A 19,096-nucleotide genomic window follows, 5' to 3' on the forward strand; every position below is an offset into this window, starting at 1 on the left:
TCAGTTCGTTGCGCGGCCCTCTCCGGCAAAGCTCAGGTCCAGCCGCTTGGAGCTGGGCGGCACGTCCAGCTTGGCCGAGTTGAAGTCGATCGAGGCGCCGGGGCCCAGCGTCCGCTGCTGCGGCGCGATCGCCCAGGAAAAGACGACGCGGCCCTGCGCATCCTTCAGCTCGGCGCGCAGGTCGGGCACCCGCTGGGCGCTGGCCGAGGGATTGATGATCTGACCCGAGATCGCGAACAGCTCCGAACCGTTTTCCAGCTCGCGCCGTTCGATCGGATTGGACCGCAATTCGAGCGCCGACTCGGTCTTGCCCAGGCCCAGCCAGCCGCCGATGCCCGGCATCCCCGTCCACATGATCGCGGCGGTGGCAAGCAGCAGCAACAGGCAGGCGGCGACCGCACCGATCGTCCAGCGGCGCACCGGGTTGCGGCGGGCGCGGAACGGCGGGCGATGGGCAAAGGCGTCGAAGCCCGCATCCTCCTGCGCCAGGATCGGCGGCGCGGGCGTCGGCGCGATCACGGGTGGCGGCGGTGGGGGCGGGGCCGGCGGCTCGACCAAGGGCTCGTGCGTGACATCGCCCAGCGGCAGGGGCGCCATCACGGGCGGCTCGTCCTCCGGCTCGGGCGGCGACTGGAACCAGCTATGTCGGCAATTCGCGCAGCGCACGGTCCGCCCTTCGAGCCCGATCGCGCTGTCGGGCACCAGATAGCGGGTGCGGCACTCAGGGCATTCCAGGATCATGCGGACAGGCACTTCGACGAACAGGACGGGGACGAACAGGACGGGGACGAACAGGACGGGGACGAACAGGACGGGTCACAGACGGAGAGGCCATCCGGTTCAGGCCCCCGTCCATTCAGTAAGCACGCCGCCCCTAGCCGTGGCAAGCATGAAGCGCGGAACTTGAAGAGAGCGGCGGGCCATGCCAAGGCCGAGGGAGCATGGCGAACATCGTCCAGTTCGAGAATGTCGGCCTTCGGTACGGCGCGGGCGAGGAAACCCTGTGCGACGTCAGCTTCACGTTGCGCTCGGGCCAGTTCCACTTCCTGACCGGCGCCAGCGGCGCGGGCAAGACGTCGCTCCTGCGCCTGCTCTATCTGTCGCAGCGGCCCAGCCGGGGCATCATCCGCCTGTTCGGCGAGGATGCGGTGATCCTGCCGCGGGACCGGCTGCCGGGCTTTCGGCGGCGGATCGGCGTGGTGTTCCAGGATTTCCGGCTCGTCCCGCATCTGTCGGCGGCGGACAATATCGCGCTCCCCCTGCGCGTCGCGGGCATGAGCGAATCGGAGATTGCGCGCGCGGTGCGCGAGATGCTGGCATGGATCGGCCTGTCCGAACGCGCGAGCGCGCGGCCCGCGACCCTGTCGGGCGGTGAGCAGCAACGGGTGGCGATCGCGCGGGCGGTCATCGCCCGGCCCGAACTGCTGGTCGCCGACGAGCCCACCGGCAATGTCGACCCCGCCATGGCCGAGCGGCTGCTTCACCTGTTCAGCTCGCTGCACCGCCTGGGCACCACCGTCGTCATGGCGACGCATGACTGGCACCTGATCGAACGGGTGCCGGGTGCGCACCACCTGCATCTGGAACGCGGTCGCCTGGTCGACGCCGAATGGCCCGAGGTGCCGACACCAGCTCCGCCCCCGGCCCCTCTGGCCCCGCGCTCGACGATCGTGCGGAGCGGCCTGTGACACGGACCAAAGCGACGCGGGGCGGGGCGGAAGCGCGCGCGCTCGACGATGGCGGCGGCGCGCATGTCATGAGCTGGGTCATCGCGATCATGCTGTTCCTGACGCTGTTGTCCGGCGCGGCGGGGCTGGCGACCGCGCATGCGGCGGGTGCGCTCGACCGGCAGATGGCGGGGCGGCTGACCGTCCAGATCGTCGAGGGCGAGGCGCAGCGCCGCGACGCCGCCGCCGCGCAGGTGCTGCGCGTGCTGCGTACCCTGCCCGATGTCGCGCGGGCGACGCCGGTGGCGCAGGCCGATCTGGCGCGGATGCTGGAGCCTTGGCTGGGCACCGATGCCGAGGCGGCGGGCCTGCCCGTCCCGGCCCTGGTCGATGTCGACCTGAACAGCGACGATGCGGCCGCGATCGCGCGGGTGACGGCGGCGGTGACGCGGGCCAGCCCGGCGGCGCGGGTCGATGCCCATGCGACCTGGCTGGGGCCGGTCGGGCGGCTGCTCGACACCGCCGCTTGGCTGGCCGGGGCGATCATCCTGCTGATGCTGGTGGCGACCGGGGCCGTCGTCATGCTGGCGGCGCGCGCCGGGCTGGAGGCGCACCGCGCCACGATCGAGGTCATCCATATGCTGGGCGCGACCGACCGACAGGTGGCGCGGCTGTTCCAGCGGCGGATCGCGCTCGATGCCGGGATCGGCGCGGTGGCGGGCAGCGTGATCGCGGGCGGGGCCATATTGCTGATCGCGCGGCAGGTCGGCGCGCTCGAATCCGAACTGCTCGGCGGCCTGCAACTGGGTGTCGCCGACCTGGGCATGTTGACCGCGTTGCCCTTCGGCTTCGTCGCGCTGGCGGTTGTCGCGGCGCGGCTGGCGGTGTTGCGCCAGATGCGGCGGATGCTCTGATGCTGCGGCTGATCGGTCTGGCGGCGCTTGCCTGGTGCCTGGGCTTCGCGGCCTTCATGCTGACCCTGCCGCACCCGCTGGAGAACAACACCACCGATGCGATCGTGGTGCCGACCGGCGGGCCGGGGCGGATCGATCGCGGGATCGCGCTGCTCAAGGCGCATCAGGCCAAGCGGATGCTGGTCACCGGCGTCGCGCCGGGCGTGCGGCCGATCGACCTGGCGCGGACCTATCGCACGTCGCCGTCGCTGTTCGCCTGCTGCATCGACCTGGGCGGCGAGGCGGTCGACACCCGCTCCAATGCCGAGGAAACGGCGACCTGGGTGCGTCAGCATCGCTATCGCACCGTGCGGCTGGTCACCTCCGACTGGCATCTGCCGCGCGCGAAGATGGAATTGATCGCCGCGCTCGACAAGCAGGTGCTGGTGCTGGGCGACGGTGTGCCGTCGGAGCCGCGCATGGGCACGTTGGTCAATGAATATAACAAGCTGATCCTGCGCAGGATCGCGCTTTGGACGGGGATTGGCGCGTGATTCTTCTTCGCAACATCATGTTCGTCGCGATCTTCTATCCGGTGTCGGCGGTCATGGCGCTGCTGTCGCCGCTGATCGCGGTCGGCGGGCGTCATGCGGTGGTGCACTGGGCCACGGCCTGGACGACATTCCATCGGCTGTGCACGCGCTGGATCCTGGGTATCCGGGTCAGGGTGGAAGGGACGCGGCCGACGACCCCGGCGCTGTATCCCGCCAAGCACCAGGCGATGTTCGAGACGATGGAGCTGCAACGCATCCTGGACGGCCCGGCAATGGTGCTGAAGCGGGAACTGGCCAATATCCCGGTCTGGGGATGGACGGTCCGCAAATACGGCGCGATCGTCGTCGATCGCAACGCCTCGGCCAAGGCGATGCGCGGCATGATGCGCGATGCGCAGGGCGCGGTGAAACAGGGCCGCGCGATCATGATCTTTCCCGAGGGCACACGGGTAAAGCCCGGCGAGACGCCGCCGCTCAAGCCCGGCTTTGCAGGCCTTTATCGGATGCTGAACATGCCGGTGGTGCCGGTGGCGACCGATTCGGGGATCGTGTGGCCGCGGAAAGGACTCAAGCGGCCCGGCGTGGTGACGCTGCGCTTCGGTGAGGTGATCCCCCCCGGCCTGCCGCGCGCGGAGGCGGAGGCGAAGGTGCATGCGGCGATGAATGCGCTGGAATCCTCCCCGGCACGGGGAGGTGGCAGGGCGTAAGCCCTGACGGAGGGGGGGCTTCCATGCAGGTCGTCGCTCGCGGCGGCGCCCTTCCACCACCGCTTCGAGGCGGCCCCCCTCCCCTTGCAGGGGAGGATTATCTCAACCCTCGTGGTTCCGCCCGAAATCCTCGCGGGCATCGTCCTGGCCCTGGTCGATGATCGAGCGGCGGATGGCGCGGGTGCGGCTGAACAACTCGAACAGCTCGTCCCCCTTGCCCCAGCGGATCGCGCGTTGCAGCTGGCTCAAATCCTCCGAGAAGCGCTGGAGCATCTCCAGCACCGCCTCGCGATTGGTCAGGAACACGTCGCGCCACATGGTCGGGTCCGATGCGGCGATGCGGGTGAAGTCGCGGAAACCACCGGCGGAATATTTGATGACCTCGGACTGGGTCACTTCCTCCAGGTCGCTGGCGGTGCCGACGATCGTATAGGCGATCAGGTGCGGCAGATGGCTGGTGACGGCGAGCACCCGGTCGTGATGGTCGGGGGCCATCAGCTCGACATCGGCGCCCAGCCGTCGCCAGTATTCCGCCACCCGCTCGACCGCCAGTTCGTCCGCGCCCTCGGGCGGGGTGACGATGCACCAGCGCTTCTGGAACAGCGTGGCGAAGCCCGCCTCCGGTCCGCTGCGCTCGGTGCCCGCCACGGGGTGGGCGGGGATGATCGTCGTGCCGGGCAGCGCCTCGGCCAGCGCGGTCAGGACGGCGGCCTTGCAACTGCCCACGTCGGAGACGATCGCGTCCTGGGGGAGGTCGTCGGCGAATTCGGCCGCGACCGCGCCCATCGCGCCGACCGGCACGCACAGGATGACGAAGTCGGCGTCGATCACGCTCGCCCCCGCCGTGTCCGCCACGTCGTCGGCCAGGTCGAGCGCGCGCACCGTCTCGCGCACCTCCGGGTCGGCATCATAGGCGGTGATCCGCGCGGTCGGCATCGCCTTGCGCGTCGCGCGCGCGACCGAGGAGCCGATCAGGCCGAGCCCGATGATGGTGATCCGCGCGAAGGGCAGCATTATGCCCGCTTCCCCTCTGATCCGACCATGGCACGCAGCGCAGCAACCACGCCCTTCATCTCGTCCTCGGCGCCGATGGTGATGCGCAGAGCCTGGCCCAGACCCTGTCCGGGCAGCCAGCGGACGATATAGCCCGCATCCATCAGCCCGTGATAGGCGCACTCGGCGGTCAACTCACCCTCGAACAGCACCAGCGAGAAATTCGCCTTGGACGGCACGCAGCGCAGGCCCGCATTGCCCAGGCCCGCGATCTGCTCCTCGAACCAGCCGAGCCATTTCGCATTGTGCGCGCGCGACGCCTCGACGAAGGCGCGGTCGCGGATCGCCTCGATCGCGGCATTCTGCCCGGCGATGGTGACGTTGAACGGCGCGCGGATACGGTGGAGCGCGTCGATAATCGGGGCCGCGGCATAGCCCCATCCGATCCGCTCGGCGGCCAGGCCGTGGATCTTCGAGAAGGTCCGCGACACCAGCACATTGCCCGCACGCTCGGCCAGCGCGAGGCCGCCATCATCCTCGCCCGGCTCCAGATACTCGGCATAGGCCTGGTCGAGGACCAGCAGGACATGGCTAGGCAGCCCGGCATGGAGCCGCGCGATCTCGCCCGCGCCCGCATAGGTGCCGGTCGGGTTGTTGGGGTTGGCGACGAACACCACCTTGGTCTTGGCCGTCACGGCGGCCAGGATCGCGTCGACATCGGTGGCATAGTCATGGTCGGCGACCACCACCGGCTCCGCGCCGACGCGGCGGGTCGCGATCTCATAGACCGCAAAGCCGTAGCGGACATGGATGATTTCGTCCCCCGGTCCCGCGAACGCGCCCGCCGCCAGGTGCAGGATCTCGTCAGAGCCGGTGCCGTAGATGATCCGTGCCGGGTCCAGGCCATGGACCGCGCCGATCGCCTCGCGCAGCGCGGTCGCACCCGGATCGGGATAGCGCTCCAGATGCGCGGCGGCGGCGGCGAAGGCGGCGCGCGCCTTTTCGCTGGTGCCCAGCGGATTCTCGTTGGCCGAGAGTTTGACGACCTTGCGCCCGTCATCGGTCGTCGCACGGCCGGGGACATAGGGCGCGATCGCCTTGACCCAGGAGATTGGTTCGGGGGCTTTGAGCTCGGTCATGGCGAACGCCATAGCGGCCCCGCCCTTGCGTTGCCAAGCATCGCGGCCTAGCGGATATTCCTCCATGGCCGCTTCCGTTTCCGCTTTATCTCATAGCGACGACCGGCGTTTCGGTCTGTCGCGCCATGTCGTGCTGCCGGGGCCGCTTCGGCTCGACGGCGGCGGGCTGCTGTCCCCGGTCGAGATCGGGTACGAAACCTATGGCACGTTGAACGCCGATGGCTCCAACGCCATCCTGATCTGCCATGCGCTGACCGGCGACCAGCATGTCGCCTCGCCCCATCCGCGCACCGGTAAGCCCGGCTGGTGGACCCGGCTGGTGGGGGAGGGCAAGCCGATCGACCCGGCGCGGCACTTCATCATCTGTTCGAACGTGATCGGCAGCTGCATGGGATCGTCGGGCCCGGCGACGATCGATCCCTCGACCGCCGAGCCCTGGGCGATGCGCTTTCCGGTCATCACCATCCGCGACATGGTGCGCGCGCAGGCCATGCTGCTCGACCATCTGGGCGTCGGGCCGTTGAAGGCCGTGGTCGGCGGCTCGATGGGCGGCATGCAGGCGATCAGCTGGGCCGCGACCTATCCGGAGCGGGTGCGCGCGTGCGTCATGGTCGCCTCGACCGCGCGGCATTCGGCGCAGAACATCGCCTTTCACGAGGTCGGGCGACAGGCGATCATGGCCGATCCGAAGTGGCGCAGCGGGGCCTATTACGAATCGAACGATCCCCCCGCTGCCGGCCTGGCGGTCGCGCGGATGGCGGCGCACATCACCTATCTGTCCGAGGCGGGGCTGACCGAGAAGTTCGGGCGGCGGCTCCAGGCGCGGCCCGACCGGCCGGACGGCGCCAAGAGCTTCGGCTTCGACGCCGATTTCCAGGTCGAGAGCTATTTGCGGCACCAGGGGTTGAGCTTCGTCGATCGGTTCGATGCCAACTCGTACCTCTATATCACCCGCGCGCTCGATTATTTCGATCTGGCGGAGGAGCATGGCGGGCTGCTCGCCAACGCCTTCCGGGGGACGGCCACGCGCTTCTGCCTGGTCAGCTTCGACACCGACTGGCTCTATCCCACCGCCGAGTCGCGCGCCGTGGTGCAGGCGCTGAACGCGGCGGGCGCGGCGGCGAGCTTCGTCGAGCTGTCCAGTCCCTACGGCCATGACGCCTTCCTGCTCGAAGCGCCCGAGATGAACCGGGTGATCGACGGCTTCCTGCGGGCCGAGCCATGAGCGAGCCGCTTCGCCCCGACCTGGCGATCATCGCGCGGCATGTCGCACGCGGCGCGCGCGTCCTGGATATCGGCTGTGGCGACGGCCAGCTGATGGCGGCGCTGCGCGACGGTGCGGGCGTGGACGCTCGCGGGCTGGAGATCGATCCGGCCAATGTCGCCTCGGCGGTCGGGCGCGGGCTGGCGGTGGTGCAGGGGGACGCGGACATCGACCTGGCGGGCTATCCCGACAAGGGGTTCGACTATGCGATCCTCAGCCAGACGTTGCAGACCGCGCGTGCACCCGACCATGTGCTCGATCACCTGCTGCGCATCGGCAACCGCGCCTTCGTCTCCTTCCCCAACTTCGCGCATTGGCGGGTGCGGCTGTCGCTGCTGTGGGGCGGGCGGATGCCGGTGACGCCGCTGCTGCCCGAACAATGGTATGACACGCCCAACATCCACCATGTGACGATCGACGATTTCCGGGCCTTCGTCCGCGAGCGCCGGATCACCGTCGAGGGCAGCTGGTTCCTGTCGCGTGGCCGCCCGACCAGCGCGGCGGCGGCCAATTTCCGCGCCGAACATGCCGTTTTCCTGTTACGTCGCTGAAACGGCGACAGTTGCGGAACTTTATTTGGATCAAGACTGTTGAGGACGAAAGTGACGGGAATTTGACATGAGCCAAACCGCCCTGATCGTGGAAGACGAGATATTCGTAGCCCTCGATCTGGAGCGCATTCTGACCGATGCCGGCTATAACGTGGCCGGGATCGCGGCGGATAGCCGCACCGCTCTTGAAACCGCGCCCGGCTGCTCCTTTGCCTTTGTCGACGTGAACCTGCGCGACGGTGCGACGGGGCCCGAGATCGCGCGTCGGCTGGCCGATGATTTCGGCGTGACGATCGTGTTCGTGACCGCCAACCCGTCGCAGATCGGATCGGACATCAAGGCGCTGGGCTATATCCGCAAGCCGTTCAGCGAACGCGCGATCCTGGCCGCAGCCGCAATGGCGGCGGGCCAGTCGGCGGCCCCGAACGAGGACGTCATCCCGCTCGGTATGGTGATGTGAGCGCCCCGGCGGGCCGTTGAATTCTGATGTTGGCCGGAACGCATGGTTCCGCCCGTTTCCCGAAATAACCCGCTTCAGACTATTTGGTCTCTACGCCTTCCCGCCAAGGGAAGGGGTGCGATGCGAGGCATGGAAAGGGGCGGCTGTCCCCAGAGTTTGATCCACCGGACCAGACCTGTAGCGTTATTTCCGCCGGGGTGGCGCTTCGAATTGGATGGATCAAATTCTAGCGACAGGGGCCTGTTCCGGGCGGTCGGCTGAAGGCGGCCAGCGGCACGTCGATCGTCACGACCAGCCCCTCGCGCTGCCAGTCACGCCGTACCGTTCCGCCCAGCTGGCGAACCGCCGACAATTCGACCAGTTGCGAGCCGAAACCGGCATGGGCGGGCGTGGCCTCCAGCTGCGGGCCGTCACGTTCTTGCCAGCAGAGCGTGACCATCTCGCCCCGGCAATGGCTCGACAGTGTGACATGGCCGTTGATCGCCGACAGCGCGCCATATTTGGCGGCATTGGTCGCCAGTTCATGGAATAGCAGCGCCAACGGCGTTGCCGAGCGGTCGTCGACCGGCACATCGTCACCCGCGACATGGATACGCAAGCTGGCCTCGCCATCGCGGTAAGGTTCGAACAGGTCGCCGAGCAATCCATGCAGCGAGTCCTGCCGCGCCTTGGGCCGTGACTGGGCACTATGCGGGCGGACGAAGTCGTGCGCGCGGCCCAGCGCGGTGATCCGGTCGCGCAGATCGCGCGCGATTACCGAAAAGTCCGGATGGCTGCGCGCGGCAAAGGCGATCAGGCCCGAGATCACCGCAAAGATGTTCTTGATCCGGTGGCTGAGTTCCTGGCTGACGATCTCGCGTTCTTCCAGCGCCAGTTTCTGCTCGTGAATGTCGGTGCAGGTGCCGAACCAGCGGATGATCCGCCCCTCGGCGTCGCGGATCGGCAATGCGCGCCCCAGGACCCATCGATAGGTGCCGTCGCGATGGCGCAGGCGATATTCGATCTGATAGGGCTCGCCGGTTGTCAGGCTATGTCGCCAGCGCGCCCAGGCCCGGTCCTGATCGTCATGATGGAACATGCCGCTCCAGCCTTCGCCATCGGTCGAACCATCGGGCATGCCGGTAAAATCATACCAGCGGGCGTTGTAATAGTCGTGGAAACCGTCGGGCAGCGTCGACCAGACCATTTGCGGCATGGTATCGGCCAGCGTGCGGAAGCGCTGCTCGCTGTCGGCGACGCGCGCTTCGGACGCCTCGACGGTGCGCTCATATTCCAGCTGGGCGCGACGATCCTGCAACCGGCCCATGACGGCGGTCGCCAGGATTTCCAGTCCGCAATATTGGAAATGGGTCAGCCCCTCCGGCCGGGGCTCGGGCGATATGACGCAGATCGCGCCCAGCGGCACGCCTTCGCGCGACACGAGACGCGCGCCCGCATAGAAACGGATATGGGGCGGCCCCGACACCAGTGGGAAGTCGAGGAAACGCGGGTCCGTGCTGGCGTCGGGGATGACCATCACCGGGTCGCCCGCGACCATGGCATGGGCACAGAACGAGGTATCGCGTGGCGTTCGAGCCTCGTCAAAGCCGATCGCCGCCAGGAATTGCTGAGTTTCTTCCTCGACCAGACTGATGAGCGCGACGGGGGTGCCGCACAATTCGGCCGCAAACGCCGCCAAATCGTCCAGGCAACCGCTGTCGCGATAGCCCGACAGGTCATAGGCCTGGATTATCGCGGCCCGCGTCTCCTCGGGGATGGTCAGGGGGTCGAGCATGTCCATCCCCCCATTCCCATGATCTGCGCCCCGATCCTCGTGTAACCCCGTATCCTGCATGTTCTTTACCTGATGGGACGCGCCCGATCAGAACGGAACGTCGTCGTCCAGATCGTCGGCGAAACCGCCGCCCTGTCCGAACCCGCCACGATTGCCGCCGTTCCCGCTCGGCGCCGTGCCGCCGGAACTGCCCGCGCCGCCGCCACGGTTGCCGCCGCTCCCGCCGCCATAGCCGCTCGACCCGCCACCGAAGTCGCCGCCGCCGAAATCGTCACCGCCGCCAAAGTCGCTGCCGCCACGACCGCCGCCGCCGCCCTGGCCGCCGCCGGGGCCGTCGAGCATGGTCAGCACCGAGTTGAAGCCCTGCAGCGTCACCTCGGTCGAGTAACGGTCGTTACCCTGCTGGTCCTGCCACTTGCGGGTGGTCAGCGCGCCTTCGATGTACACCTTGGAGCCCTTGCGCAGGAAACGCTCGGCGACATTGGCCAGACCTTCGTTGAAGATCTTGACCGTGTGCCACTCGGTCTTTTCCTTGCGCTCGCCGCTGTTGCGGTCCTTCCACGACTCGGACGTGGCGATGCGCAGTTCGACCACCTTGCCGCCATTCTGGAAGGAGCGGCTCTCGGGATCGCGTCCCAGATTGCCGACGAGAATCACCTTGTTGACGCTGCCCGCCATGTATCAGTCCTGTGCTTGGTCTAAAGGCCGGCGAATACGGCCAGCCAATATGTGATGCCCGCCATGACATAGGCGGTCACGAAAAGGTAGCCCACCATGAAGGCGGGCCATTTCCAGCCATTGGTTTCGCGGCGTGTCACCGCGATGGTCGAGATGCACTGCGGCGCGAAGACGAACCACATCAGGAAGGCGAGCGCGGTGGGGATCGACCAGTTGCGCTTGAGCTTGTCGGTCATCGCCTTCTGCCCGCCCTCATGCTCGGTATCGTCGATGGCATAGACGGTGCCGATCGCCGCGACCGCGACCTCGCGGGCCGCCATGGCGGGGACGAGGGCCAGGGCGATATCGCGATTAAAGCCGATCGGGCGGACCACGACCTCGATCCCGCTCGCGATGCGGCCTGCGATCGAGTAATTGACCGGCGAGATCCCCGAGCCTTCCGGCGGCTTGGGGAAGGACAGCAGCGCCCACAGGATGACGGTGGTCAACGCGATGGTGGTCCCGGCGCGCTTCAGGAAGATCAGCGCGCGGCTCCACAGGCCCAGGGCCACGTCGCGGATATGCGGCCACTGATATTTGGGCATTTCCATCATGAAGCCCGACGACGCACCCTTGGTGACCGTCCGGCGCAGCAGCAGCGCCGCGAAGAACGCGCCGACGATGCCCATCAGATAGAGGCCGAGCAGCACCAGTCCCTGCAACCCCACGAAGGGCAGCACCTGCCGGTCGGGAATGAACGCACCGATGATGATCGTATAGACCGGCAGTCGCGCCGAGCAGGTCATCAGTGGCGCGATCAGGATGGTGGTCAGCCGGTCCTTCTCGTCATCGATCGTCCGCGTCGCCATGATCCCCGGCACCGCGCAGGCGAAGGACGACAGCAGCGGGATGAAGGCACGGCCCGAAAGGCCCACCTGCGCCATCAGCCGGTCCATCAGGAAGGCGGCGCGGACCATATAGCCGGTCGCCTCCAGCACCAGGATGAACAGGAACAGGATCAGGATCTGCGGCAGGAAAACGATGACCGCACCGACACCGGCGATCAGGCCGTCGGTGATCAGGCTGCGGACCCAGCCTTCCGGCAAGGCGGCGCCCACCTGCGCCTCCAGCCAGACGAAGCCCTGTTCGATCCAGCCGATCGGCGCCTCGGACCAGGCGAAGACCGCCTGGAACATGATGAAGAGCAGGCCGACCAGCAGGATCGGCCCGACCACGGGATGCAGCGCGACCGAGTCGAGCATGTGCGTCCAGCGGCGGGTCGGCGTCTCGGCCACCGTCGCGGTCGCGGCGATCTGGCGCGCGCGGCGTTGCAGCGTGACGATGTCGTCGATCTTGTCGGCGGCCGCGACGGCGTGCCCGCGCTGCTGGCTGACCAGCCGGTCGATCTCGGCCTTCAGTGCGTCCAGGCCGCGACGGCGCACCGCCACGGTGGGAATGACCGCCACGCCCAGCTCACGCGCGAGGATGTCGGCGTCGAGTGTCAGGCCGTCGCGCTCGGCCAGGTCGACCATGTTGAGCGCGACCACGACCGGCAGGCCGAGCGCGATCAGTTGAAGCGTGAAGCGCAGGTGGTTGTCGAGATTGGCGGCATCGACCACGACGACCATCGCGTCGGGGCGACGCTCGCCCGCCTGCGATCCCATGACGACGTTGCGCGTGACCTCCTCGTCCAGGCTGCCGGGGTCGAGGCTATAGGCGCCGGGCAGGTCGACCAGTTCGATCGGGCGGCCATCGTCCAGCACGAGTCGGCCCGAATGCCGCTCGACCGTGACGCCGGGATAGTTGCCCACCTTCTGTCGCGCGCCGGTGAGCGCGTTGAACAGGGCGCTTTTGCCGGCATTAGGGTTGCCGACGAGCGCGACCAGCGGTGCGGCGTTCATTATGGTCGGTTGGACCTCAAGCGCCCGTCGCGACGCGGATCGAGGCCGCGACTCGGCGACGCAACGCCACGGTCATCCGGCCGATCCGACAGGCGATCGGCCCGCCGCCCAGGGTCGCGCGGTGCAACACCTCGATCCCGACGCCCTCGTCGAAACCCAGTTCGCGCAGGCGCCGCGCCTCGGGCAGCGCCAGCTGCGTCCAGTCGATCGCGGCCACGGTCGCCGGTTGCCGCCGGGGAAGGGTTTCGAGACTGCTGAGCATCGCCATGGGGTGTACATAACCACAGTGCGATTGATTATCAATTACCCGCTGGTGAAATGGATGACGGGTTTGGGCGGGTTCGGGGCGTGCACTTCGACTTCGCTCGGTGCGAACGGATGTCTATGCCAGGCCCCATTGCCTCGCTCCGTCCAGTTTGTGCGAAGTCGAAGGCCAGGGGAGCGCCCGACCCTTACACCGCCGGATACCGCAACCGCCCGATAAACCGCGACAGGCTCGGCATGTTCTCGCCCCGCTTGGCCATGCCCGCCTTCCACTTCTCGAACCGCATGATCCCGTCGATCCGACGCGCCAGGAAGGCGCGCGTATCGGCATGATCCTCGCTCTCGTCGTTCAGGAACACCGCGATGGTCGAGGCATAGACCGCGAACAGCGTCGCGCGCTTGGTATAGTGGTTATAGTCGGTGGCGGTGTCGCCGGCCTGTGCCCAGATCGTATCGACCGTCCGCCAGCCGAGTCGCGCGCCGCTCGCGGCGTTCTGCGGCATCGCCAGGATCGTCAGCGCGCGGCGCAACGCCTCGCGATTCGGGGCGACGGCGGCCAGCCGTGCCTCGACCAGCGCGGTGATGCGCTGGCGAATCTTCATCTGCGCGGCCCGTTCGACGGGCACCGACTCGACCATCGCCGCGTCGATCTGCGCGAACCAGGCGTCGATCATCGCGACGGCGCTGTCCTTGAATGCGAGTCGCGCAATGTCGCGGTCGATCCCGGCCGCATCCGCCGCCATGTCGCGCGCATCGTCGCCCCAGCCGTCGAACGCGGCATTGGCGGCGATCCCCTCGGCCAGCGCCACGCGCACCTCGTCGAGAGTCAGGTCCTGAACATCGGTCATGGCAGCCTCGGTCATCATCTTACCCGTCATCCTGTCGTTCGGCTTTGGCGCCCGGCTTGGCAACCGTCCCGCTCGATCCGCGCCGTACCATCACCAGCGCGATGGCGACCATCGCCACGCCGACCAGATCGGGCAGCGCCAGCGTCTCGCCATATACCACCCAGCCGATCGCCGTCGCCACGATCGGCTGCACCAGCAGCGCGAGGCCGACGACCAATGGGCTGAGCAGGCCCAGCGCATAGATCATCAACCCCTGGCCGATGATCTGGCTCCCCAGTGCCAGCAGGATCAGCGCGCTCCAGTGACCGGGCCACACCCGCTCGCCCAGCAGCGTGGCGAAGACGAACAGCGGCACGATGCTGGCCATGGTCGACCAGGCGAGCGCCGCGACCGGCGGCATGGACACCCGCACCCGCGACATCAGGATGAAATACAGCGCATAGAGGATGCCCGCCAGCACGCACAGCAGGTCACCGACCAGATGGCGCGGATCGACCTGATAGCTGCGCCCCATCAGCAACCCGGCACCGATCGCGGCCAGGATCAGGGCAAGACCCTGGGTGCGCGACGGCCAGGCCCGCGCGACGAGGAAGCCATAGAGCGGAAAGATGAAGGTCGCCGAATTGCCGAACAGCGTGGCGTTGGCCATCGTCGTCTGGCGGATTCCGATGTGCCAGGTGCCCAGATCGCCCGCAAAGGCGATCCCGCCGATCAGCAGCAGCGCCCACAACCCCGCCTGTCCCTTGCCCGGCATTCGCGGTCTCGCACGCCCGACCAGCGCGATCAGCACCAGTACCGGGGCGGCCAGGGTGATCCGCCAGAAGGCCGATGCGACCGGCCCGGTATCGGCCATGCGGACCAGCAGCGGTCCGAAGGCGAGCGCGACATTGGCGAGGATGACCGCCGCGAAAGCGAGCGGCGGTGTCGAAGGCAATGGGTTGGTTCCGCTCCGGCCCGATAGACCAGCGCTTTCAACGCGCTCATTTTTTCTTGGGGGGGCGGACACGGGCATGGGGTCCCTTAACGCCCTATCTGCGTTGCGTCAGGCCGGAAAGGCCGCGAAAGGATTGCATTCTGATGCCAACGCTCTTCGACCCCATCGATCTCGGGGCGATCCACGCCCCCAACCGTATCCTGATGGCGCCGCTCACCCGCGCCCGCGCCACACGGGAAGCGGTGCCGACGCCGATCATGGCGCAATATTACGCCCAGCGCGCCAGTGCGGGCCTGATCATCTCGGAGGCTACCGGTATCAGCCGCGAGGGCCTGGGCTGGCCCTATGCGCCGGGCTTGTGGAGTGACGAGCAGGTCGAGGCATGGAAGCCCGTGACCGACGCCGTGCACAAGGCGGGCGGCCGGATCGTCGCCCAGCTCTGGCATATGGGCCGTCAGGTACATAGCTCGGTGACGGGCACGCAGCCGGTTTCATCCTCCGCCACCCGTACCGAGGGGCAGGCGCATACCTATGAGGGCAAGAAGGACTTCGAGACGGCTCGGCCGCTCGAACTCTCGGAAATCCCGCGTCTGCTTGAGGATTACGAGCGGGCGACGCGCAATGCGCTGGCCGCCGGGTTCGACGGGGTGCAGATCCATGCCGCCAACGGCTATCTGGTCGACGAATTCCTGCGCGACGGGGCCAATACCCGCGAGGACGAATATGGCGGCAGCCCCGAAAACCGCATCCGCCTGCTCCGCGAAATCACCGAACGGGTGATCGCCGTCGCGGGCAAGGAGCGGGTCGGCGTTCGCCTGTCCCCCAATGGTGACAGCCAGGGTGTGGACGACAGCGATCCCGCCTCGGTCTTCGTGCCCGCGGCCAAGATGCTGTCGGACCTGGGCATCGCCTTCCTCGAACTGCGCGAGCCGGGACCTGACGGGACGTTCGGCAAGACCGACGTGCCCAAGCTCTCGCCGCAGATCCGCGAAGTCTTCAAGGGGCCGCTGATCCTGAACAGCGACTATGACAGCCGCGAAAAGGCGCAAAAGGCGCTCGATTCGGGTGTCGCGGACGGCATCGCGTTCGGCCGCACCTTCCTGGCGAACCCCGACCTGCCCGAGCGGCTGCGCACCGACGCGTCGCTCAACGAGAGCGATATGAAGACCTGGTACAGCCAGGGGCCGGAGGGGTATATCGATTACCCGACGCTCGCCGAGCAGAATCGCGCGGCGTGAGGTGAGGGGGCGGGGGCATATCGCTTCCCGCCCCGCATTCTTACGGCGACCACCCCGGCCTCCGCCGGGGTGGACCCTTTGCACGAGCAGACATCATCGCGATCAGCAAAAACGGAGGTGCGCGCTATTCGTCGCTATCCAGCCCGTCGATGAATGTCGTCGCCTGCTCCCGCAGCGTGTCGCGCACCTTGGAATTGATCAGCAGCAGCGGTGCCCCCCACAGAGCGGGCAGGATCGCGGCCAGCAGCGCCCACACGATCACCAAGGCCACCAGCCCGGCCCCCGCATAGCGCAGCTTGCGCATAGCGCCCGCGTCCAACGTCAGGGTACGCGGCCCCTTCGTGTCGTAGAAACTGTCGGTCGCCCAGGAACCGCCGCCGTCGAAGCGTATCTTCTCGGGCAGCCTGAACCGGGGCTTGCCGCCCTCCATCGGGCGCGGTGCTTCCGCCCGACGCGCAGGCGGCGTCTGGCCCGCCTGGGTGTCGATCACCTCCAGCCGCCGCCCCCGCTCGACGACGCGAAAGCGGGTGGGCGGCATGTCGGTCATGCGGTGGTGCGCGCCCGTCTTGCGCGCCACTGGTCGGCGCTCTGGCCCCAGGCGTCGACGCGGAAATCCTCGAGCGGCGCGGGCAGGCTGACTGGCCCCTGATTCACCGAACCCAGCCGCTGCGCCAGCTTGATCGAGCCGCTATTGTCCGGGTCGATGGTATGGATCACATGATCCCAGCCGAGTGTGTCGACGGCATAGTCCATCGCCGCGCACGCCGCCTCATAGGCATAGCCGCGCCCGGCGAACGCGCGAGCGATGCCCCAGCCGACCTCGCGCCCCGGCCAGCCCTCTGGCTGCCACGGGCCGATCCGGCCCACCCAGCGGCCGGTGTCGCGTTCGATCACCGAGAACATCGCAAAGCCGCGCACATGCCACGCGCCGACCATGGTGCACATATTGCGCCACGCCGCCCCGCGTTTCTGCACGCCGCCGAGGAAGCGCATCGTGTCCTCCTCGGTATGAAAGGCTGCCCAGGCCTCGAAATCCTCCGCCGAGGGAGGCCGCAAGGTCAACCGCTCGGTCTGGAGGACGGGGATTGTCATCCGAACCGGCCCTTCAGCGCCAGCATGGCAAGCGCCGCCTTGGCCGCTTCGCCGCCCTTGTTCTTTTCGTCCGGGCGGGCGCGGGTCAGCGCCTGCGCCTCGTTCTCGGTGGTGATGATGCCGTTGCCGATCGGCAGGCCGTCCATGGTCAGCGCCATCAGGCCGCGCGCGCTCTCGTTCGACACGATCTCGAAATGATAGGTCTCGCCGCGGATCACCACGCCGATCGCAACGAATGCGTCATAGCGTCCGGTATCGGCCGCCATCGCCACCGCGCCGGGAATCTCCAGCGCGCCGGGGACGGTGATCGTCTCATGGCTGTGGCCCGCTTCCTCGATCGCGGCACGCGCACCCGCCAGCAGCAGGTCGTTCAGATGCTCGTAGAAACGCGCCTCGACGATCAACACATGCGCCATCAGGCGTCTCCCTCAAAATTCTCGATGCGACGTTCGCCGACGATCGACAGGCCATAGCCGTCGAGCCCGATCAGCGTGTGGTGGGTGTTGGTCAGCAGCACCATGTCCTGCACGCCCATTTCGGCGAGGATCATCGCGCCGACGCCGTAATCGCGCAGTTCCTCCATATCGATCTGCACCTCCTCACCCGCCTTCAGGCGGACAGCGGTGGTGAAGGCGTCGGTGCGCGGGCGGTTGATGACGACGATCACGCCCGCGCCTTCCTCGGCGATCATGCGCATCGACTTGGCGAGCAGCGCGCCGCGCGCGCCTGCCTCGCCGAACACGTCGGCGAAGGGCGACAGCGCGTGCATCCGCACCAGCACGGGTTGCGTGGTGTCGAGCTTGCCCTTGACCAGCGCCACCTGCTCGGTGCCCGTCGCCTTGTTGCGATAGGCGCGCGCGGTCCAGGTGCCGCCCCATTCGCTTTCGAAGGTGGCCTCCGACTGCAACTCGACCAGATGGTCGTAGCGGCGGCGATAGGCGATCAGGTCGCGGATCGTGCCGATCTTCAGATTGTGGAGCTGCGCGAACGACACCAGGTCGTCCATCCGCGCCATCGTCCCGTCCTCGTTCATGATCTCGCAGATCACGCCCGAGGGGTTCAGGCCGGCCAGCCGCGCGACGTCGACCGCCGCCTCGGTATGGCCTGCGCGCACCAGCACGCCGCCGTCGCGCGCGACCAGCGGGAAGACATGGCCCGGCGTCACCAGCGCATCGGCACCGTGGTTCGAATCGATCGCCACCGCGATGGTCCGCGCCCGGTCGGCCGCCGAAATGCCGGTCGTCACGCCCTCGCGCGCCTCGATCGAGATGGTGAAGGCGGTTTCATGCCGCGTCCCGTTCTTCGGGCTCATCAGTGGCAGGCCGAGCGTGTCGACCCGCTCGCGCGTCATCGCCAGGCAGATCAGCCCGCGCCCGTGCCGCGCCATGAAGTTGACCTTTTCGGGCGTCGCCATCTGGGCGGGGATGACCAGGTCGCCTTCGTTCTCTCGGTCCTCGTCATCGACCAGGATGAACATGCGGCCGTTGCGCGCCTCGTCGATGATCTCTTCGGGGCTGGACAGGAAACCGCGCCGCAGACCGGCCAGGGCGTCGGGATTAGCGGCCACGATAATGCTCCATGCGCTGCAGGTAACGGGCGAGCACGTCGATCTCGATATTGACGCGCTGGCCTTGGGTGATGCCGCCCAGCGTGGTGACGGCGGCGGTGTGGGGGATGATGTTCAGGCCGATGACGGTCCCGTCGGCACGGTCTTCGACGCTGTTGACGGTCAGCGAGACGCCGTCGACCGTCACCGAACCCTTGGTCGCCATGAACGGGGCAAGGTCGGTGGGCACGGTCACGAAGACCCGGTGCGATCCGCCTTCCTCGGCGACCGAGACGACATGGCCGACGCCGTCGACATGGCCGGTCACGATATGCCCGCCCAGCTCGTCGCCCAGCTTCATCGCGCGTTCGAGGTTGAGGGGGCGGCCCATGGTCCACTGGTCGGCGGTGCGCCCGATCGTCTCGGCCGAGACGTCGACCGCAAACCAGTTCGGGCCTTTCTCGACCACGGTCAGGCAGACGCCCGAACAGGCGATCGACGCGCCCAGGTCGATGGAGCCCGTGTCATAGGCGGTGGCGATGACGACTCGCGTGTCGCCGCGCGTTTCCACGGCGGTGACGGAGCCGATGTCGGTGACGATCCCGGTAAACATA

The 19,096-nt window shown here is 67.8% G+C and carries 22 protein-coding genes; 8 read left to right on the forward strand and 14 right to left on the reverse strand.

The genetic code is table 11. The features are described from left to right. Complete coding sequence (locus U1703_RS12310; RefSeq protein ID WP_332785929.1) at positions 1-741, reverse strand: MJ0042-type zinc finger domain-containing protein; 741 nt, start codon at positions 739-741, stop codon at positions 1-3. A gap of 200 nt (positions 742-941) precedes the next feature. Here U1703_RS12310 and ftsE point away from each other — a divergent pair, with 200 nt between their 5' ends. Genes ftsE through U1703_RS12330 form a run of 4 tightly spaced genes read left to right on the forward strand, consistent with a single transcriptional unit; the run spans position 942 to position 3,821 of the window. Beyond that, positions 942-1,688 carry a cell division ATP-binding protein FtsE gene (gene ftsE / locus U1703_RS12315; RefSeq protein WP_332785930.1) on the forward strand — a complete coding sequence of 249 codons (747 nt, stop codon included), beginning with the start codon at positions 942-944 and terminating at the stop codon, positions 1,686-1,688. Then, the gene (locus U1703_RS12320; RefSeq protein ID WP_332785931.1) at positions 1,685-2,581 is read left to right on the forward strand and encodes a cell division protein FtsX; all 897 of its coding nucleotides are present in this window, start codon (positions 1,685-1,687) and stop codon (positions 2,579-2,581) included. Before ftsE ends, U1703_RS12320 begins: the two co-directional genes overlap by 4 nt. Continuing rightward, the gene (locus U1703_RS12325; RefSeq protein ID WP_332786012.1) at positions 2,578-3,114 is read left to right on the forward strand and encodes a YdcF family protein; all 537 of its coding nucleotides are present in this window, start codon (positions 2,578-2,580) and stop codon (positions 3,112-3,114) included. The genes U1703_RS12320 and U1703_RS12325 overlap by 4 nt, the downstream gene beginning before the upstream one ends. Further along, complete coding sequence (locus U1703_RS12330; protein WP_332785932.1) at positions 3,111-3,821, forward strand: lysophospholipid acyltransferase family protein; 711 nt, start codon at positions 3,111-3,113, stop codon at positions 3,819-3,821. The genes U1703_RS12325 and U1703_RS12330 overlap by 4 nt, the downstream gene beginning before the upstream one ends. 102 nt (positions 3,822-3,923) lie before the next feature. On the opposite strand, the gene U1703_RS12335 is transcribed toward U1703_RS12330, so the two are convergent. Together U1703_RS12335 and hisC are read right to left on the reverse strand one after the other, a co-directional pair. Further along, on the reverse strand, positions 3,924-4,835 hold the full coding sequence (locus tag U1703_RS12335) for a prephenate/arogenate dehydrogenase family protein (RefSeq protein ID WP_320453566.1): 912 nt from the start codon (positions 4,833-4,835) through the stop codon (positions 3,924-3,926). Then, positions 4,835-5,953: a histidinol-phosphate transaminase gene (hisC, locus tag U1703_RS12340; RefSeq protein WP_332785933.1), complete on the reverse strand. Its 1,119-nt coding sequence runs from the start codon at positions 5,951-5,953 to the stop codon at positions 4,835-4,837. The genes U1703_RS12335 and hisC overlap by 1 nt, the downstream gene beginning before the upstream one ends. Positions 5,954-6,017: 64 nt before the next feature. On the opposite strand from hisC, the gene metX reads away from it, so the two are divergent. The 3 genes from metX to U1703_RS12355 all read left to right on the forward strand — a co-directional run bounded on the left by metX (position 6,018) and on the right by U1703_RS12355 (position 8,228). After that, the gene (metX, locus tag U1703_RS12345; RefSeq protein WP_320453568.1) at positions 6,018-7,178 is read left to right on the forward strand and encodes a homoserine O-acetyltransferase MetX; all 1,161 of its coding nucleotides are present in this window, start codon (positions 6,018-6,020) and stop codon (positions 7,176-7,178) included. After that, positions 7,175-7,768, forward strand: a complete 594-nt coding sequence (gene metW / locus U1703_RS12350; protein ID WP_332785934.1) for a methionine biosynthesis protein MetW — start codon at positions 7,175-7,177, stop codon at positions 7,766-7,768. Before metX ends, metW begins: the two co-directional genes overlap by 4 nt. 67 nt (positions 7,769-7,835) lie before the next feature. After that, the gene (locus U1703_RS12355) at positions 7,836-8,228 is read left to right on the forward strand and encodes a response regulator (RefSeq protein ID WP_320453570.1); all 393 of its coding nucleotides are present in this window, start codon (positions 7,836-7,838) and stop codon (positions 8,226-8,228) included. 226 nt (positions 8,229-8,454) lie between these two features. Here U1703_RS12355 and U1703_RS12360 read toward each other — a convergent pair whose 3' ends face one another. From U1703_RS12360 to U1703_RS12385, 6 genes are all read right to left on the reverse strand, one after another. Next, positions 8,455-10,002 (reverse strand): sensor histidine kinase, encoded by a 1,548-nt coding sequence (locus U1703_RS12360; protein ID WP_332785935.1) that lies wholly within the window; start codon positions 10,000-10,002, stop codon positions 8,455-8,457. Between the two features lie 87 nt (positions 10,003-10,089). Continuing rightward, positions 10,090-10,680: a single-stranded DNA-binding protein gene (gene ssb, locus U1703_RS12365; protein ID WP_332785936.1), complete on the reverse strand. Its 591-nt coding sequence runs from the start codon at positions 10,678-10,680 to the stop codon at positions 10,090-10,092. Positions 10,681-10,700: 20 nt separating this feature from the next. Then, complete coding sequence (gene feoB / locus U1703_RS12370; RefSeq protein ID WP_332785937.1) at positions 10,701-12,560, reverse strand: ferrous iron transporter B; 1,860 nt, start codon at positions 12,558-12,560, stop codon at positions 10,701-10,703. A 16-nt stretch (positions 12,561-12,576) separates the two neighbouring features. Next, positions 12,577-12,828, reverse strand: coding sequence for a FeoA family protein (locus U1703_RS12375; protein WP_414712072.1), 252 nt, complete (start codon positions 12,826-12,828; stop codon positions 12,577-12,579). Between the two features lie 184 nt (positions 12,829-13,012). Next, the gene (locus tag U1703_RS12380; protein ID WP_443025807.1) at positions 13,013-13,702 is read right to left on the reverse strand and encodes a COQ9 family protein; all 690 of its coding nucleotides are present in this window, start codon (positions 13,700-13,702) and stop codon (positions 13,013-13,015) included. Beyond that, complete coding sequence (locus tag U1703_RS12385; RefSeq protein ID WP_332785938.1) at positions 13,692-14,684, reverse strand: DMT family transporter; 993 nt, start codon at positions 14,682-14,684, stop codon at positions 13,692-13,694. Before U1703_RS12385 ends, U1703_RS12380 begins: the two co-directional genes overlap by 11 nt. Positions 14,685-14,749: 65 nt before the next feature. Here U1703_RS12385 and U1703_RS12390 point away from each other — a divergent pair, with 65 nt between their 5' ends. Then, entirely contained in the window at positions 14,750-15,844 is a 1,095-nt protein-coding gene (locus U1703_RS12390; protein WP_332785939.1) for an alkene reductase, read from the forward strand. A gap of 124 nt (positions 15,845-15,968) precedes the next feature. On the opposite strand, the gene U1703_RS12395 is transcribed toward U1703_RS12390, so the two are convergent. The 5 genes from U1703_RS12395 to U1703_RS12415 are packed head-to-tail and all read right to left on the reverse strand — an operon-like array spanning position 15,969 to position 19,095. Then, complete coding sequence (locus U1703_RS12395; protein WP_332785940.1) at positions 15,969-16,421, reverse strand: hypothetical protein; 453 nt, start codon at positions 16,419-16,421, stop codon at positions 15,969-15,971. Then, a complete protein-coding gene (locus tag U1703_RS12400; protein ID WP_332785941.1) occupies positions 16,388-16,936 on the reverse strand; it encodes a GNAT family N-acetyltransferase in 549 nt (182 codons plus the stop codon). The genes U1703_RS12395 and U1703_RS12400 overlap by 34 nt, the downstream gene beginning before the upstream one ends. After that, the gene (gene ribH / locus U1703_RS12405; RefSeq protein ID WP_320453578.1) at positions 16,933-17,352 is read right to left on the reverse strand and encodes a 6,7-dimethyl-8-ribityllumazine synthase; all 420 of its coding nucleotides are present in this window, start codon (positions 17,350-17,352) and stop codon (positions 16,933-16,935) included. The genes U1703_RS12400 and ribH overlap by 4 nt, the downstream gene beginning before the upstream one ends. Next, on the reverse strand, positions 17,352-18,503 hold the full coding sequence (ribB, locus tag U1703_RS12410; RefSeq protein ID WP_320453579.1) for a 3,4-dihydroxy-2-butanone-4-phosphate synthase: 1,152 nt from the start codon (positions 18,501-18,503) through the stop codon (positions 17,352-17,354). Before ribB ends, ribH begins: the two co-directional genes overlap by 1 nt. After that, on the reverse strand, positions 18,493-19,095 hold the full coding sequence (locus U1703_RS12415) for a riboflavin synthase (protein WP_332785942.1): 603 nt from the start codon (positions 19,093-19,095) through the stop codon (positions 18,493-18,495). The genes ribB and U1703_RS12415 overlap by 11 nt, the downstream gene beginning before the upstream one ends. Position 19,096 lies beyond the last annotated feature (1 nt).

This window comes from Sphingomonas flavida (genome assembly GCF_036663655.1).
Lineage (GTDB): Bacteria > Pseudomonadota > Alphaproteobacteria > Sphingomonadales > Sphingomonadaceae > Sphingomonas.